The sequence below is a fragment of the Pseudomonas sp. WS 5010 genome (genome assembly GCF_012985565.1).
Lineage (GTDB): Bacteria > Pseudomonadota > Gammaproteobacteria > Pseudomonadales > Pseudomonadaceae > Aquipseudomonas.
In genome coordinates this window covers 585,519-601,652 of the sequence record NZ_JAAQWQ010000005.1, presented here as the reverse complement: position 1 = coordinate 601,652, position 16,134 = coordinate 585,519, and the positions used below count along the sequence as shown (strand labels likewise).

General features: G+C 60.8%; 15 protein-coding genes. 8 read left to right on the top strand and 7 right to left on the bottom strand.

Annotation, left to right across the window (positions count from 1 at the left end; genetic code table 11):
• The first annotated feature begins 1 nt into the window (after nucleotide 1).
• Entirely contained in the window at nucleotides 2-685 is a 684-nt protein-coding gene (locus HBO11_RS19670) for an ABC transporter ATP-binding protein (protein WP_029297972.1), read from the top strand.
• Entirely contained in the window at nucleotides 685-3,195 is a 2,511-nt protein-coding gene (locus HBO11_RS19665; protein WP_169952675.1) for an ABC transporter permease, read from the top strand. Before HBO11_RS19670 ends, HBO11_RS19665 begins: the two co-directional genes overlap by 1 nt.
• Nucleotides 3,196-3,265: 70 nt before the next feature.
• Here HBO11_RS19665 and greB read toward each other — a convergent pair whose 3' ends face one another.
• Together greB and HBO11_RS19655 are read right to left on the bottom strand one after the other, a co-directional pair.
• Nucleotides 3,266-3,739, bottom strand: coding sequence for a transcription elongation factor GreB (gene greB / locus HBO11_RS19660; RefSeq protein WP_169952677.1), 474 nt, complete (start codon nucleotides 3,737-3,739; stop codon nucleotides 3,266-3,268).
• Between the two features lie 139 nt (nucleotides 3,740-3,878).
• On the bottom strand, nucleotides 3,879-5,024 hold the full coding sequence (locus HBO11_RS19655) for a hypothetical protein (protein ID WP_178121056.1): 1,146 nt from the start codon (nucleotides 5,022-5,024) through the stop codon (nucleotides 3,879-3,881).
• Between the two features lie 300 nt (nucleotides 5,025-5,324).
• On the opposite strand from HBO11_RS19655, the gene HBO11_RS19650 reads away from it, so the two are divergent.
• Genes HBO11_RS19650 through HBO11_RS19640 form a run of 3 tightly spaced genes read left to right on the top strand, consistent with a single transcriptional unit; the run spans nucleotide 5,325 to nucleotide 8,780 of the window.
• Nucleotides 5,325-6,251, top strand: coding sequence for an ABC transporter ATP-binding protein (locus HBO11_RS19650; RefSeq protein ID WP_169952679.1), 927 nt, complete (start codon nucleotides 5,325-5,327; stop codon nucleotides 6,249-6,251).
• The gene (locus HBO11_RS19645; RefSeq protein ID WP_169952681.1) at nucleotides 6,248-6,973 is read left to right on the top strand and encodes an ABC transporter permease; all 726 of its coding nucleotides are present in this window, start codon (nucleotides 6,248-6,250) and stop codon (nucleotides 6,971-6,973) included. Before HBO11_RS19650 ends, HBO11_RS19645 begins: the two co-directional genes overlap by 4 nt.
• 37 nt (nucleotides 6,974-7,010) lie before the next feature.
• The gene (locus HBO11_RS19640) at nucleotides 7,011-8,780 is read left to right on the top strand and encodes a Gldg family protein (RefSeq protein WP_346266878.1); all 1,770 of its coding nucleotides are present in this window, start codon (nucleotides 7,011-7,013) and stop codon (nucleotides 8,778-8,780) included.
• A 10-nt stretch (nucleotides 8,781-8,790) separates the two neighbouring features.
• Here the strand turns inward: HBO11_RS19640 and HBO11_RS19635 are convergent, their stop codons facing one another.
• The 3 genes from HBO11_RS19635 to HBO11_RS19625 all read right to left on the bottom strand — a co-directional run bounded on the left by HBO11_RS19635 (nucleotide 8,791) and on the right by HBO11_RS19625 (nucleotide 11,306).
• On the bottom strand, nucleotides 8,791-9,099 hold the full coding sequence (locus HBO11_RS19635; protein WP_169952685.1) for a class I SAM-dependent methyltransferase: 309 nt from the start codon (nucleotides 9,097-9,099) through the stop codon (nucleotides 8,791-8,793).
• Between the two features lie 247 nt (nucleotides 9,100-9,346).
• Nucleotides 9,347-9,781 carry a DoxX family protein gene (locus HBO11_RS19630; protein WP_057439195.1) on the bottom strand — a complete coding sequence of 145 codons (435 nt, stop codon included), beginning with the start codon at nucleotides 9,779-9,781 and terminating at the stop codon, nucleotides 9,347-9,349.
• Nucleotides 9,782-9,884: 103 nt separating this feature from the next.
• Nucleotides 9,885-11,306, bottom strand: a complete 1,422-nt coding sequence (locus HBO11_RS19625) for a transglycosylase SLT domain-containing protein (RefSeq protein ID WP_169952687.1) — start codon at nucleotides 11,304-11,306, stop codon at nucleotides 9,885-9,887.
• Between the two features lie 235 nt (nucleotides 11,307-11,541).
• Between HBO11_RS19625 and HBO11_RS19620 the strand changes: the two genes are divergently transcribed.
• The 3 genes from HBO11_RS19620 (at nucleotide 11,542) to HBO11_RS19610 (ending at nucleotide 14,434) form a co-directional block, all read left to right on the top strand.
• The gene (locus tag HBO11_RS19620; protein WP_169952689.1) at nucleotides 11,542-12,348 is read left to right on the top strand and encodes a TatD family hydrolase; all 807 of its coding nucleotides are present in this window, start codon (nucleotides 11,542-11,544) and stop codon (nucleotides 12,346-12,348) included.
• A gap of 96 nt (nucleotides 12,349-12,444) precedes the next feature.
• Nucleotides 12,445-13,926, top strand: a complete 1,482-nt coding sequence (locus HBO11_RS19615) for a methyl-accepting chemotaxis protein (RefSeq protein WP_169952692.1) — start codon at nucleotides 12,445-12,447, stop codon at nucleotides 13,924-13,926.
• Between the two features lie 145 nt (nucleotides 13,927-14,071).
• Nucleotides 14,072-14,434, top strand: a complete 363-nt coding sequence (locus tag HBO11_RS19610) for an Mpo1-like protein (protein WP_169952694.1) — start codon at nucleotides 14,072-14,074, stop codon at nucleotides 14,432-14,434.
• Between the two features lie 7 nt (nucleotides 14,435-14,441).
• Here the strand turns inward: HBO11_RS19610 and HBO11_RS19605 are convergent, their stop codons facing one another.
• Entirely contained in the window at nucleotides 14,442-15,239 is a 798-nt protein-coding gene (locus HBO11_RS19605) for a thioesterase family protein (RefSeq protein WP_169952696.1), read from the bottom strand.
• 101 nt (nucleotides 15,240-15,340) lie between these two features.
• Nucleotides 15,341-16,108: a CHAD domain-containing protein gene (locus HBO11_RS19600; RefSeq protein WP_169952697.1), complete on the bottom strand. Its 768-nt coding sequence runs from the start codon at nucleotides 16,106-16,108 to the stop codon at nucleotides 15,341-15,343.
• Nucleotides 16,109-16,134: the final 26 nt, after the last annotated feature.

Here is a 16,134-nt window from a genome sequence, read left to right as displayed (position 1 = left end):
CATGGGCGCATGCATTCTCACCGCGCAGAACCTTAGCAAAGTGGTTCCCAGCGCGGAAGGTGAACTGACCATCCTGCACGAACTGAGCCTGGAACTGAACAAGGGCGATAGCCTGGCTATCGTCGGCAGCTCCGGTTCCGGAAAATCCACGCTCCTTGGGCTGCTGGCCGGGCTCGACCTGCCCAGCAGCGGTGAAGTAACCCTCGCCGGCCAGGCGCTGAGCGTCCTCGATGAGGACCAACGGGCACGTATCCGCGCCGAACACGTCGGCTTTGTGTTCCAGTCATTCCAATTGCTCGACAGCCTCAATGCCCTGGAAAACGTCATGCTGCCCCTGGAGCTGGACGGTCGCAAGGATGCCCGCGAACGCGCCCGGCACTTGCTCGAGCGGGTCGGCCTGGGCCAGCGCCTGACCCATTCGCCCCGCCAGCTTTCCGGTGGAGAACAACAGCGGGTCGCGATTGCCCGGGCGTTCGCGGCCGAGCCGGACGTACTGTTTGCCGATGAACCCACCGGCAACCTCGACAGCCATACCGGCGAGCGCATCAGCGACCTGCTGTTCGAGCTCAATAAAGAGAACGGCACCACCCTGGTGCTGGTGACCCACGACGAGCGCCTGGCCCATCGCTGCCGACGCCTGATCCGCCTTGAAGCCGGCCTGATGGTCGAGCCCCTGGAGCCTTGATGGCACGATTGCCGCTGTTGCGTCTGTTCAGCCTTGCCCTACGCCAATTACTGCGCGATGCCCGCGCCGGTGAATTGCGTGTGCTGTTCTTCGCCCTGCTGGTGGCGGTGGCCGCCAGCACTGCCATCGGCTACTTCGGTGCACGGCTCAACGGTGCGATGCTGCTGCGCGCCACCGAATTCCTCGGTGCCGACCTGGTGCTGGAGGGCAGCTCGCCGGCTCGCCCCGAGCAGATAACCAGCGGCACACAACTGGGCCTGACGCACGCCAGAGTGGTGGAATTCTCCAGCGTTATCGCCACTGACAACGGCATTCAGTTATCGAGTATCAAGGCGGTCAACGAGCAGTACCCGCTGCGCGGCCAACTGAAAAGCGCGGCCGAACCCTTCGCCGAAGAAACCTCGGGCGGGGGGCCGAAAGCCGGCGAGGCCTGGGTCGAGGCACGCCTGCTGACGGCACTGGACCTGAAAGTCGGCGACAGTATCGATGTCGGCATGAAAACCCTGCGCCTGGCCCGGGTGCTCACCTATGAGCCAGACCGGGCCGGCAACTTCTATAGCCTCACCCCACGGGTGATGATCAACCTGGCCGACCTTGAGGCCACCGGCGTAGTCCAGCCGGGCAGCCGGGTCAGCTACCGCGAACTGTGGCGCGCGCCACAAGCCAGCACCGCCCTGCAAACCTACCGCGATCAGATCACCCCGGGGCTGGCCGCCAACCAGCGCCTGCAAGACGCCCGGGACGGCAACCAACAGATCGGCGGCGCCCTGGGCAAGGCCGAGCGCTACCTGAACATGGCCAGCCTGGTCGCTGTGCTGTTGTCCGGGGTGGCTGTGGCCTTGTCGGCAAACCGCTTTGCCAGCCGCCGCTTCGACGCCAGTGCGCTGTTGCGCTGCCTGGGTCTGTCGCGCCGGGAAACCATGCTGCTGTTCAGCCTGCAACTGACCGTCCTGGGCTTGCTGGCCAGCCTCGCCGGTGCGGCGCTGGGTTGGCTCGCGCAACTGGGCCTGTTTTACCTGTTGCATGATCTGCTGCCGGCAGACGTGCCACCCGGCGGATTGCTGCCCGCTGTCGCCGGCATCGGTACCGGGCTGGTGGCCCTGGCCGGCTTCGCTTTGCCGCCATTGGCCGCCCTGGGCCGAGTGCCGCCGCTGCGGGTTCTGCGCCGCGACTTGCTGCCGATCCCCTCCAGTACCTGGATGGTGTATGGCGCGGCATTGTTTGCCCTGGGCCTGATCATGTGGCGCTTGAGCCTGGACCTGGTGCTGACCTTCGCCCTGCTGGGCGGCGGGGTGATCGCCGCGCTGATCCTCGGTGGCCTGCTGCTGTTGCTGCTGCAAAGCCTGCGCCGCCTGCTGGCGCGCGCCGCCCTGCCCTGGCGCCTGGGGCTGGGCCAGTTGTTGCGTCACCCGCTGGCGGCGGCGGGCCAGTCCCTGGCATTTGGCCTGATCCTGCTGTCGATGGGCTTGATCGCCCTGCTGCGTGGCGAGTTGCTCGACACCTGGCAGAACCAGTTGCCCAAGGATGCACCCAACTATTTCGCCCTCAACATCCTGCCGGCCGACAAGGATGCCTTCGGTGCTCGCCTGCTTGCACTGCAGGCCCAGGCCGCGCCCTTGTATCCGGTGGTGCCGGGGCGCCTGATCAGCATCAACGGTGAGCCGGTGCAGGAAATAGTCAGCAAGGATTCCAGTGGCGATCGTGCGATACAACGGGACCTGAGCCTGACCTGGGCGGCGGACCTGCCCCCTGGTAACACCCTGACATCGGGCGCCTGGTGGGCGAATCAGCCGGGCGATGAAATACCTGGAGTCTCGGTAGAAGCCAAGGTCGCCGAAAGCCTCAAGCTCAAGCTCAACGACCACCTGATCTTCACCGTTGGTGGGGAAAACCGTGAGGCTCGGGTCACCAGCCTGCGGGAAATCAACTGGGATAACTTCCAACCCAATTTCTTCATGATTTTCCAACCGGGCACCCTGAAGGACCTGCCGGCCACGTACCTGACCAGCTTCTACCTGGCCGCCGGGCATGACCAGCAGATCGTCGATCTGTCCCGGGCTTTCCCGGCAGTGACCATCCTGCAGGTCGAGGCACTGCTGGCCCAACTGCGTAGCATCCTGGCCCAGGTCACGCTGGCTGTGGAATACGTACTGCTGTTCGTCCTGGCGGCGGGCATGGCGGTGCTGTTCTCCGGCCTGCAGGCCACCCTGGACGAGCGCATTCGCCAGGGTGCCCTGTTGCGCGCCCTGGGGGCGGAGCGCAAGTTGCTGGTCAAGGCCCGGCGTATCGAGTTCGGGCTGCTGGGGGCGGTCAGCGGACTACTGGCGGCGCTGGGTACCGAGTTGGTGACCCTGGTGCTGTATCGCTATGCCTTCGACCTGGCCTGGCACCCACACCCGTGGCTGCTAGTGCTTCCGCTGATCGGCGCCGTGCTGATCGGCGGTGCCGGGGTATTCGGCACCCGCCGCGCGTTGAACGCCAGCCCGCTGGCGGTACTGCGCGAAGGCTGAGGAAAAAACCGGCTCCCCTCTGGGAGCCGGGACGGCAATCTTGCAGGCGCCATCGCCGGCAAGCCGGCTCCTACGTGATGTACTCGATGCCGGTGATCCACCAGCACACTTCGCCGCCTGGCGTCTGCACAATGGCCTCATCGTCCACCTCCTTGCGCAACAGGGCCCTGGCCATGGGTGAGTCAATGGAGATGTAGTCCATGCGCTCATAGATCTCGTCATAACCCACGATCCGGAAACGCTTGGTCTCGCCCTGCTCGTTCTCGATATCCACCCAGGCCCCGAAGAACACCTTGCCCTCCTGCTCGGGCATGTACTCCACCACCCGCATGTCTTCCAGGCGCTTGCGCAGGTAACGCACCCGGCGATCGATTTCGCGCAGCAGCTTCTTGTTGTACTGGTAGTCGGCGTTCTCGCTGCGATCTCCCAGCGAAGCGGCCCAGGTCACCTTGCGCGTAGTATCCGGACGCTTTTCTCGCCACAGGTAATCCAGCTCTTTCTTCAGCGCCTCATGACCTTCTTTGGTAATCAGCTTGGTACTCAAAAGCGTCACATCCCCAGGAAATATCCATTGGTTCAAACCAGCCTTGCATCAGCCACGGATGCACTGGCTGGCTGCCGGCAACCGGTCAGGTTTGATAATAAATGAACGCCAAAAAGTAGCCAGGCCTGATTCCCTCAGGTCAGTCGGCCCTAGGCACGTTGCCCGGCTCCTGCTCGACCTTTCCCACAGGAAACAAGGTTCCATCCAGGCGATAGAGCAACGCCTTTAGATCCCCCCTGAAACCCGACAATTGCCCCAGGCCATTCGCCAACTGTTCAGCCTGCTGTTGGGATGCCCTGTCATGGGCCTGTAGCCTGAACGACTCATCTTCCAGCTGTCGCGCCCAATCTTCCAGGCGCCGTTGTTCCGCCTCCTGCAACTGCGTATCCCGGACCAGATTTGCCTCGCGGCTATCCAAGGCTTCTGTACGCTGTTGCAAGGTAACTTCCTGGGCGCTGACTTGTTGGTGAGCCCGCTCCAATGTTGCTTTTTCCTGGAGCAACTGGCTGCGCTGTTCCTCCAACTCCTCCTGTTGCTGGAGCACCGCGCGCTTTTGCTGCGTCAACTCATGTGCCACTCGGGCCAGATTGGTCAGGGTGGTGTCTACTTCAACCAGGGTCGACTGATCCGCGACTACAGGTGGCCGCTCCTGCACCTGCTGAACGGGGGCGGTTGGCGTCGGCAATGGCAAGGACTCAACGGCCCGGATGGCGGGCACCACCACCGGCGGTTCTTCCTGGGACTCAGGCGGCAAATCCTCCGCATGACTTGCTATACCGGGTGGCGACACCATTTTTGATGAGAAGCGAATAGACGGCACAATCAACTCGGTGCTCTCAATCGCGGGCAAGCCAATGACTGACGTCCCAAGGGTGATCACCTTCATCACCAATGCTTTCTTGATCATCAGCGAATGGTGATCCTCCGGCCGAGCCGTCGGCAGCTTGCTGCCCTTCAGGTCGATGAAGTGATAAGGCACCTGCGACTCTGAGGCGTTGCCATCCTTAGCGCCAGATGCCGTGGCCAGGGTGATGATCTGCTTGAGGACGCTCATTGCCAGTTGCAGGCTCTCCTTGGACTCGATGCCTCCAAGAAAATACCGCTCGGCTTTTTTGCGCAAGGCGGCGAGATAGACCCGGGAGCTTCCGGGCTCGACCTCTTCATCCAGGCTATAGACAAGAAAGTTCGATGCGATTTGCGGTACCGCAAAACAACAGAGCAATGCACCGTTAACCGGGGAATCATGACCAGAGTGTTCAAGAACAAGAGTACGTAGAAGCATCATGAGTGTCGAACTCCATTACGGTAGTACTTCATATACACGCCATCTATAAAATCAAAAATCAACACCACACCAAGAGCAATGCAATTGTTTCAGCGAGTGATTGGGGCACATGTAGGACTTACCTTATTCGCGCGTCCTAGCGTTTCCAAGCGCCCCCATTGAACGTACCATTTTTTAACAATGCCGCAGATCAATACTTTTCATCTTAAACCTTTGGCAACTCGCAGCCTGAAGACACAGGTTAATTGAGGCCGTGTCCAACCTGGCGCGTCCTGGCAAACAACCAAGCAGAAAAGAATAATGATCGAAATAACAAATCTAACAAAGAAAGCCGGACGCACTACGATCCTCGACAACTTGACATTCAGCGCTCAGCCCCGGGAATGCATAGGATTGTTCGGACATGATGGCGCCGGCAAAAGCACCCTACTAAAACTACTTTCAGGTGGCATTCCGGCAACTTCCGGAAATATAAAAATACACGACCTGGCTATATCCACACACCCTATAAAGACCAGAAAGATAATAGGTTACCAGCCTGAATCCGCACTCAGCCATGGCAGCATGAAGGTTAAGAGCTTTCTGGGTTTCATGGCTGAAGTTCGTGGGTTCCGGGGCCTGGAAAAACGCAAGATGGTGGATCGCGCCATCACCCGCCTGGAGCTATGGCGGGTACTCAACTCACCCGTCGCCGCCTTGCCTGCGGGGCACCGACGCAAAGTGGCACTGGCCCAGGCCATTGTGCATGACCCCAAGCTGCTGCTGCTCGATGAACCCACCGAAGGCCTGGACGCCCTGCAAAAACATAAGGTCGGGATGCTCATTCAGTCACTGACCGAAGACATGACCGTGATGATCGCCTCGCGTAACCCCGAGGAGTTTTCCTCAATCTGCCAGCGGGCGCTGGTCCTGGCCGAAGGCCGCCTACTGGCTGATGCCCCGGTCACGCAACTGCTGCGCAGCTCGCGTCATTACCAGGCAATCACCCTGGCCGCCGATGCTCCCCTGGACCTGCTGGCGCTGGCCGTACTTCCTGGGGTGGCCGGTATTGAAGAAGACCGGCATGCCGACGGCAGCGTGACGGTACTCGCGATGCCGGGGCAAATCATTTATCCCCACGTCAATGCCCTGGTCGCCAATCGTCGTTGGAAGATCAACGCCTTGAGCATTGAGCCGGGACGCCTAAGCGATGTCATCCACCATATGAGCCAGGAGGCACCCAATTGAAACGTCTACCCGTGATATTCAAGCGCCAACTCAGCAGTTACTTGTCGAGCCCAGCCACTTACTTCGGCATCGCACTCTTCCTGCTGACCAATGCTGCGCTGGGTTTTTATGTAGGACACTTCTTAGATAAAGCCCCGACTAATTTACATGCTTTTTTTCAGTTCCATCCCTGGCTCTATCTAATTTTCATTCCATTTATTTCCACATTACTTTGGCTGGATGAGCATAAAGATACTGCACTGGTCTTTACCAACACCCTGCCAGTTTCCGCATTAGAACTGACATTGGGCAAATTTTTCGCCGCATGGGTCCTGTGTGCCCTGACCCTGCTGTTAAACTTTCCGCTGATTATTGCCATCAACTATCTGGCCCCGGCGGACAACTCAACGATCCTCGCGCAATGTATCGGGAGTTGGCTGCTGGCTGGGGCCTATCTTTCGTTCTCCGGTCTGATCTGCGTACTGGCCTGTAACCGACTGATTATCTTCAGCCTCACCCTTACGTTGCTATTGATAACCAGCACTTTATCATCCGTGCTGGATATGCTGGCCCATCAGACACCGATCTGGATTATTGACAGTTTGATCTCACTCAATCCACGGCTACGTTTCAGCGCCATCGACAGCGGCCTGTTGACGCTGCAGGACACCTCGTACTTCGTCAGCATGATCATCGCTTTCCTCACTGCAACCACCCTCACTTTAAATTTCAGAAAAGGCTGAGAACGGATATCCCATGAGGAACCTTATAAACTTTGGCGTGACGTTGGTCGTCATCGCCCTGCTTTTTCTCGCCTTCAATCTGGTCTGGGTCCTGAAACTGCCCAACTATCGCCTGGACCTTTCCGGGCACCAAATCCATACCCTGTCTCCCTCCACCGATGCCCTGCTCGCGACACTTGAAATGCCCATGGACCTGTACTTTTTCAACGCCAGCCACCCCCGTAAAAGTGAAGTTTTGAACAATCATGGCGAACACATCGCAATGCTGCTCAAGGCTTATGAGAGCGCGGCAAACGGCAACATCAATCTGCACCTGATCGACCCCCGGCCCTTTTCCGAAGATGAATATAAGGCGCAGGTATTGGGACTGGACAGTAAACAAGGACTGTTTGGCCTGATCGGCATCCGTGCAAACCAGGAGCCGCAGAAAATCGAAAGGTTCGACCCCAGCCAAGCGGACTTCCTGGAATATGAGATCAGCCGCCTGATCCACAACGTCGCCCGCCAGGAGCAACCGACTATCGGGCTGATCTCCGGATTACCCATAGATGGCAGCCGGGACGAGCTCAATCAGGCCACCGCGCCGCCGTGGCAGTTGCTCAAGGAGTTGCGCAGCCATTTCAACCTGATGAGCCTGGGCAACGACATCCCGCGCATCCCCGAACACATCAAGACCTTGATGGTCGTCCAACCCGCTCGACTCGCGCAACAAACACTTTTTGCCATTGACCAATTTGTCCTGGCAGGGGGCAGGTTGATGATGTTTATCGACCCGCTGAACGATCTGGACTCGACCGCCCACACCGCCATCCAGCAAAGCCTGCTCGCGGCTTGGGGCGTGCAGATGCCGGCGAATATGGTATTGGCGGACAGCCTCTATGCAACCCCGGTAGTCATGACCAGCGGCCAGCCGCCTGTACGCCACCCCGGGGCAATTACCCTGCCCAGAGAGGCGATGGCGCAGCACGATATCAGTAGCTGGGGCGTCGACAGTGTGACGCTGTTAAATCCCGGCACGCTCATGCCACTGAAAAAAAGCCGCACCACCTTCACCCCGCTGCTGCAAAGTTCCGAGCAAGCCAGCACGTTCGATGGGGCACGTTTCACTCAAAAGGACGCTTTCGACGCCATGCTCGGCGAGGCGGCCAATCGTGGTCGGAGGAATGTAATCGCCGCCCGCATCGAAGGGCCCGCCTATTCCGCGTTTGCGGACGGTATCAACGGCCAGAAAGCTACGCTGCAAAAGGCCACGAATATCCAAGTAGTTGTGGTTGCCGACATTGACCTGCTCAGCGATCGCGTCTGGCTGGCCCCACGCAATGCCAACGGGCAAAAAGCGCCGCGTCCAGGCAATGCCAGGTTTGTCTTGAATACCCTGGACAACCTCGCAGCACCCGACACGCTGCGCGCGATCAGCCCACGTGCGAGTGACCAGCGACCACCAGGGTTGCTGGAACGGCTGCGCAACGAGGCCGCACAAACCTACCGAAAAAAGGCGGCCCTGCTGGAACAACGCCTGGACCAGGCAGAAAAGGAATGGCAATTACTGAACACGCCGCCATCAATGCTGGGGGGGCAGGCTGTCCCTTCGAGCGCGCTGTTGCAGGCGCTGAACAAAGAACGCCTGCGATTACGCATGGAGCTTCACACCTTGGAAGATACGGCCTACAAGAGCGTCCGCCAGTTGGAGCTCGGCGTGGTGCTGCTCACCAGCATCACCGTTGCGCTGATCGTAAGCCTGTTGGGCTTTGGGATCTTCGTCTCGCGTCGCCGTCGCCAACACCCGCCTGCCGCAGCGTTCTACTGAGCGTCGCGGCTTAACGCCGGGTAATCAAACCCTGGCGCGCCACGCGGGTCAGGTGGCGGATGAACTCGCTGGCATCCTCGGCGTTCGGCGCCTGGATCACCGCTAGGTCAAAGCTGTTGGTGGCAAAGCGCGCCAGGGACTCGCCGTCCTCGACAAACTGGATCAGGAACGCCGAAGGACGGCCAGTGCGGCGGGGCCAGCCATCCAGGTAACGCAATAGCGTCGGCTGGTGCTTGCCGCCAAGGAGGATTTTCGGGTTGCGCTGAGTCAGGCCCGCAGTGATCGGGGCCAGGCGTACAAGAGGTCGTAGTGCATTCATCGTGTCGTGTCTCTGCCTCAAAAGTCTGCGGGCAGGTGAGAGGCAACACCGAACCAGCGCTTTAGCGGTATTTCGAAACCTGGAGCAGGCTTCTATCGGGACTGCAGCGAGTCCCTGTGGCGCCCCGCAATTAGCTGTTTAAATCGGCGCATGCAGCATCCTAGAGAAGCCGGTGGGGCGGTGTCAAGAATCCCGTACAACGAAAAAGGCCCGCACGGGGCGGGCCTTTAACACGTGTGCAGCGCGATCAATTGGCGATGGCGCGGTCAGCAGACAGTTTGCCAGCACCTTCGAACAGCACCGCCACTGTGCCACCTAGCAGTGCCAGGGCGAACTCATAGCCGTTGTTGGCCATGAACAAACCGTTGCTGATATGCACCGAGAAGATCGCCACCAGCGAGACAATGGTCAAGCCCAGCGCCGCTGGACGTGCCAGCAAGCCAATGATCAGCGCCAGCCCGGCAAAGAACTCAGTACCGCCCGACAACAGTGCCATCAGGGTACCCGGGGCCAGGCCGATGCTCTCCATCCACTGCGCCGTGCCTGCCAGGCCGCCGCCGCCGAACCAGCCGAAAAGTTTTTGCGAACCGTGGGCGGCAAAAATGATACCGACGAAAATCCGCAGGACTGTCAGGCCGTAGCCTGCGCGGGTGGACAGAAGGTTTTTGATCATTGGGCTCATAGTGATAATCCTTTTCGAAGTAGGGGTTGGTTGGCCGCTATATTAATCAGTTTAAATAATGATAAAAGCCGAAAAAAGCGCTAATCAATATCGATAAATTAGATTATTTGCGTGAGACGATCTTGGCCCCCACCGGCTCCAGGGAGTCCCGTTCCCGATCAAAGGCCAAGTAGTACTTGTTCACGCTATTAACATAGCTGACGCCGCCCATTCCGACCTGCTCCATGGCGATGCGCTCGACCTGGAAGAACCACTGATTGGGGTTCAAGCCCCGGCGTCGCGCCTCGGCGCGCATGCCCTGCACCCGTTCCGGACCCATGTTGTAGGCCGCCAGGACGAACGCCATGCGCTCGCGCTCATTGAGCTTGGGGCTGGCGAAGAACTTGCGCCGAATCAGCGCCAGGTAGCGCGCACCCGCCTGGACATTGCTGTCCAGGGTCTGAATATTGTTGACCCCTACCCGCTGGGCGGCCGACGGAGTGATCTGCATCAGGCCGGTTGGCCCGCTGCCGCTTTTCGCGCCGGGATTGAGGGACGATTCCTTGAAAGCCAGGGCCGCCAGGTTCAGCCAGTCCATGCCTTGCTCACGTGCATGCTTTTGCAGGATCGGGCGCAGTTTTTCCAGGCGCTGTCGATCCGCCCGCGCCAAGGGGTAACGCACCTGATAGAGGCGGCGATAAATACGCTGGAAGGCCACATCCTGGTCTGACGGAGTCTTGTAGGTTTTCAGGAAGCGATCGATGCTCGCCCGCAGCATCGAGGCATCCTGACGTACGAACCAGTACTCCTCCCCCGGCTCGCTGATCGCTACTTGCTTGTCAAAACGCAACTTGGGCAGGATCTTCGACCAACGCTCGGCAATCGGCCGCTCGACAATGGTCAGGTGGAAGATCCCCGCCTGGACCATCTCCAATACATCTTCCACCGCCAGGCTGGGGTCCACCCATTCCACCTTGACCGGCGGCAGTTTGCGCAGCGCCAGTTTCTGGTTGATCTGGTTGACCGCCTCCCCCGCTGCACTCCCCGTCGTCAGGGCCAGGGTGCGCCCCGACAACTGCTCCAAGCGGGTAAACCGTCGCTCGCCCTTGAGGCCCACCAGCCACAGCGGCACATCGCTGGCAATCGGGTCACTGCTGCTGATCTTGTGGGCCGCGGTCGCATCCAGCAGTTCACCGGGCGCCACCAGGTCACCTTCACCACGGGCCAACGCGCCCAGCAACTGATCCTTGGCCTTGGGGATGATTTTGAGGTTGATTTCCTGGCCATCGCGGGCACGGCCATTGAGGTAGTGTTCGAAGGCGCGCAGGCGGTGGTACTCAACGCCAATGGACTGGCCCTGGACCTCACCGGAACTGTTACGGCTCTGGTTGACCAGCACCCGCAAGGTGCGGCTGCTGCGGATTTCTGCCAGGTCCCGGACTTTGCTCGGCTTGGTCACTTCCAGCGGCCCGTCCAGACGCGCAACCGCCGCCGTGGGCAGCAGCAGGGTCAGGCACACCATGAGCATTGCCGAGGGTCGGATCATCCGCTCTCCGGAAAGAACAAGGCCCCATGCACCGCGAAAAACGCCGCATTGGGGGACAGAAACAGAGCGCCAGAGGCGCAGACTTTGCACGCAAGGGTGTCACAGCAGCAGGCCATCGGCCAACCACGGTGTTACTTGCGACGTTCAAAGACAGCGATAACTCGTTGTAGTTCTTGGTTTTTCTTATAAATCTACAGCTCTGATAGACTTTCCGGCCGCAGGCGGAGATAGCACCATGCAACTCATTGATATTGGCGTCAACCTGACCAACCCCAGTTTCGACGACAAGCACCAGGCCGTGCTCGACCGCGCCTATGCCGCTGGCGTGGGCCAATTGGTCGTCACCGGCACCAGTGTGCAAGGCAGCGAGCAGGCCCTGGAACTGTGCCAGCGTTGGGATGAAAGCGCCCGGCGACTGTTCTCCACTGCGGGCATTCACCCCCACAGTGCCAGCGACTGGAACGCCGACAGCGCCCGGCAACTGCGTGATCTGCTCAGCCAGGACCGGGTACGCGCGGTGGGTGAATGCGGGCTGGACTTCAACCGTGACTTCTCACCCCGCCCCCAGCAGGAAAAAGTCCTCGAAGCCCACCTGGCATTGGCCGTCGAATTGCAGTTGCCGGTGTTTCTCCATGAACGGGACGCCAACCAGCGCCTGCTGGAGATCCTGCGCGACTACCGTGATCAACTGCCCGCCGCCGTGGTGCACTGCTTCACCGGCGAGCAACGCGCGCTGTTCAGCTACCTCGATCTGGACCTGCATATCGGTATCACCGGCTGGATCTGTGACGAACGCCGTGGGATGCACTTGCACCCGCTTGTAAGGGAAATCCCTCGGGGCCGCCTGATGCTGGAAAGCGACGCGCCCTACCTGCTGCCACGCACCCTGCGCCCCAAACCGAAGAACGGGCGCAATGAGCCGGCCTATCTGCCGGAAGTCTTGCGCGAAGTCGCCCTGCACCGCGAAGAAAGCCTGGAAGACCTGGCCCAACACAGCACCGCCTGCGCCCGCGCTTTTTTCGGCCTGCCTGCGTTGGATTGACGCGGTGCATTGACCCATATCAACACCCATTTCCCGGATAGCGGCACAATAATGGCACCTTGCCAATACTGTTTCCGCTATCAGAGAAAACCTTCCATGGGTGCCTGGCTTAGCAATATCTCGCTGAAGTACAAATTCTGGGCCGTGAATGCGGTCGCGTTCATCACCACACTGCTGCTGGTGCTGTATGCCGTGCAGCTTGAACAACAGGCCCGCAGCCATGCCTCCCAAGCCTCGGCACAAGCCCAGGGCCGCTTGCTCGGTGCCTGGCCGGCCGGGCAAGCGCTGCCCACAGGCGAGCACTGGCTGACATTTGCCCGGGGCCAGGTTCCCGAGTTGGCGGACCAGGACTTGTCCGCCCTCAGCGAAGCCAGCGGCTGGGTCGAGTTCAATCACATGCCGCTGTTCGGCGAGAACCCGTTGATGGGCGCCGAAGTCGTCTCCCGCGCCGATGGCCAGCAAGTCGCCGTATTGGCCTATGCACCGAGCCTGAGCCAGGTGTTTACCGAACGTTTCACCAACTACGCGGTGGCGGTGCTGATCCTGATGCTCGCCATGCTCTGCGCCTCGCAGTTACTGATCCGCTTTTTGCTGGCCCAACTCAACACCTTGAAAGACGTAATGCTGCACGTCGAGAAAACCGGCGACCTCTCGGCCCGCGTGCCCCTGGCGTGCAAGGACGAAGTCGGGCAGATGGCCAGTGCCTTCAACGCCATGCAGGCCGGGTACCAGCGGGTGGTCAGCACCGTGGCACGCACCGCCAAGCTGTTGGACGATGGCGCCGCGCGCCTGGCCAGCAGCATGAATGAGGTCCAGCACGGCATGCTCGGCCAGCAAAGCGAGACCGACCAGGCGGCCACCGCGATCAATGAAATGACCGCCACCGTGTATCACATCGCCCAACACGCCGGTGCCACCCGCGACTTGTCCCAGACCGCCGACACCCTGGCCGGCAGCGGCCAGGAAGTGGTGAGCCGGGTCCAGCGCTCGATTGCCGGGTTGTCCACCGGAGTGCAGCAAACCGCCGAGATGATCCAGAAGCTGGCCGAGGACAGCCAGAAAATCAATGGCGTGGTCGGCGTGATCCACAGCATCGCCGAACAAACCAACCTGCTGGCCCTCAACGCCGCCATCGAAGCCGCGCGCGCCGGGGAAATGGGCCGCGGCTTTGCGGTGGTGGCCGATGAAGTACGCAACCTGGCCAAGCGCGTGCAAAGCTCCACCGATGAGATCACCCGCATGGTCTCGGCCCTGCAGGCCGGTACCCGGGATGCGGTGGACTTTATGCAGGAAAGCTCGTTCAAGGCCGACGACTGCGTGCAGCAGGCCCAGGAAGCCGGCGCTTCACTCGCCGAAATCACCAGCGCCGTGGCGCAGATGCGCGAGAGCAACACGCAAATTGCCGTTGCCGCCGAGCAGCAGAGCCATGTGGCCGAAGAGATGAACCGCGCGGTGGTGAGCATTCGCGATGTCACGGAAAACACCGTGCAACAGACTGTGGATTCGGCCACCACCAGCAACGAACTGGCGACCCTGGCCGGCGAGTTGAGCAAGGCTATCGGCCAGCTCAAACTGTAACGTTTGCCCACCGATCAGCCAGCGCACGCCGCTGGCTTGCTCCATCAAAACGCTATAACCCCCATAGCCAACCCCAATTCGCCGCCCCTGCCCGCCCGACCTAAACTCTGTTCATCAAGTATCAATGGACAGAGGATTTATCATCATGGGCAAACGTCACCCCAATCTCCCGGCCTGGCAATGGCGCGCCTACCCGCAAAACCATCAGCACCCGACCAACCTGGTATTGCACCTGATTGCCGTGCCGTTTTTCATCGTCGGGTTCCTGCTGATTGTGTCCGGCGTGTTCAGCCTGAGCCTGGCCAGTTTCGCCATCGGTGTGGTCGGCGTAATGGCCGGCCTGGCGCTGCAACGCCACGGCCATAGCCTGGAAGCCCAGGCCAGCGAGCCGTTCAGTGATCGTAAAGATGCAGTGCAGCGCCTGGTGGTCGAGCAGTTCGTGACCTTCCCGCGCTTTGTCCTCAGCGGTGGCTGGTGGCAGGCCTGGCGTCAGCGCCACCGCCACTGAGGATGGCTCAGGCGAAGACCACCACGGTCTGGCGGCTGATGGCGATCAATTGGCCGTCAGGCCCCCACAACATCGCCGCAGCATGGCCGTAACCGTCGCGGGCATGCTCGATCTGGACGTGGTACTGGCACCAGTCCAGCGTCGTCAACTGCGCCAGGGGCTGGATGAATTCGATGGTCCAGGTCAGGGTGCTGCCGGGTGCCGGCTTCTTCAGGTGCGGCAAGAGCGCCGGCGGCCAGGCATCCACCAGGGCGAGGATATGGGCTTCGGTCAGAGGCTCTTCTTTCACATCCCCCCGCAAGCGCACCCAGCCGCCCATTTCCCGGGATTTGTTGCCGGTGAACGGCAAGCCACCGACACTCCAGCGCATCGCCAGGTGGCGCATGAATTCAGGCGTCACGCCTTTGATATAGGGCAGTTCCTGGCACTCGTCCCAATGCTTGAAGGCCGGCGCGGGCAAGGCCGGCACGTCGATCTCTGAAGGCCGCGATGCGCCGAAGCTGGCCTGGGCCAGGGTCATCACTTCACCGCCCTGCACCACCCGCCCCAGCAACTGGCTGACCGCCTTGCCTTCGCGCAACACTTCCACTTGATAGCTCGCCGATAGATCTGGCGCCACTGGCCCGACAAAGGTCACGGCCAACGAACGCAATGGGCGATCAGCCGGCACCTGGGCGCGCAACGCTTCGTATTGCAAGGCGGCAACCAGCCCGCCAAACGTGGCGCGACCCTGGGCCCACTCGGCCGGAATAGACACGTCCAACGGGTTGTTACGGGCAGCGTCGAGCAAATCACTAAAGCGCATGGCGACCTCACATCAAGAAAACCGATGAGCGATCTTAACCAGCGCGCCAGCCCGGTACAGCACTTATTCCGGCCAAATACCCAGACAGATAAGCCGCAGACTCAGAAACAGTCCGCCGCCAGCTTGTCGAGGACCCGGTCCGCCTTGCCCTCGGCCTGAGCCATGGTGCGCTGCCAGACCGCGACACAGGGCTGTAGATCGGCCTGCTGCGCGGCTTGCGCCAGCCATTGCCAGCAGTCATGCCAATCCCCCAGCGCGCCCTGGGCAGACTTGAGGCGGGACATGGCCTTGGCCGGCACCTGGCCCAATTGCGGGTAGGCCTCGGCCGCGTAGCGCACGCGCTTGATCAACAAGCGCAGGCGATGGCGGTCGTGATCGGGATCGGGATCGTGCAGTGCCACTTCCAGTGCCTGCCATTGCTTGGCCAGGCGCTTTTCGATGCGCGTGCGCAGGCCCTTGAGCAGTTTTTGCTGCTGGGATGCGCGGATAAATCGTGGAAAGGCTTCGAGGATCAGCAGCAGTCGCGCCAACTCCGGGCTTTTCGCCACCTGTTGATAGGTCTGCGACTGCAGGCGCAAGCGCCGGGCGGCTGCTTGGTGATAACCGTGCTGCTGCAGATACGCCGCCAACACCTCGCGATCGCGCAGCGGCGTGGTCAATTGGCCGACTGCGCTGGCGGCCGTCTCCAGTTGCTCGACGCCGGGCAGCCCGCGCAAGGGCCGCAACAGGCTGCGCAAACGGCGCACGGTGGTGCGCAGGTCGTGCAACGCTTCGTCATCGGTAACCGCCGCCAGACGCGCCTGGCAACTCAACAATCCGACTTCCAGGCCAATGACCTGGGCGACTAACTGATCCACCAACGCCGACATGCCGCTTCCCCTGTTAAACAACGTCC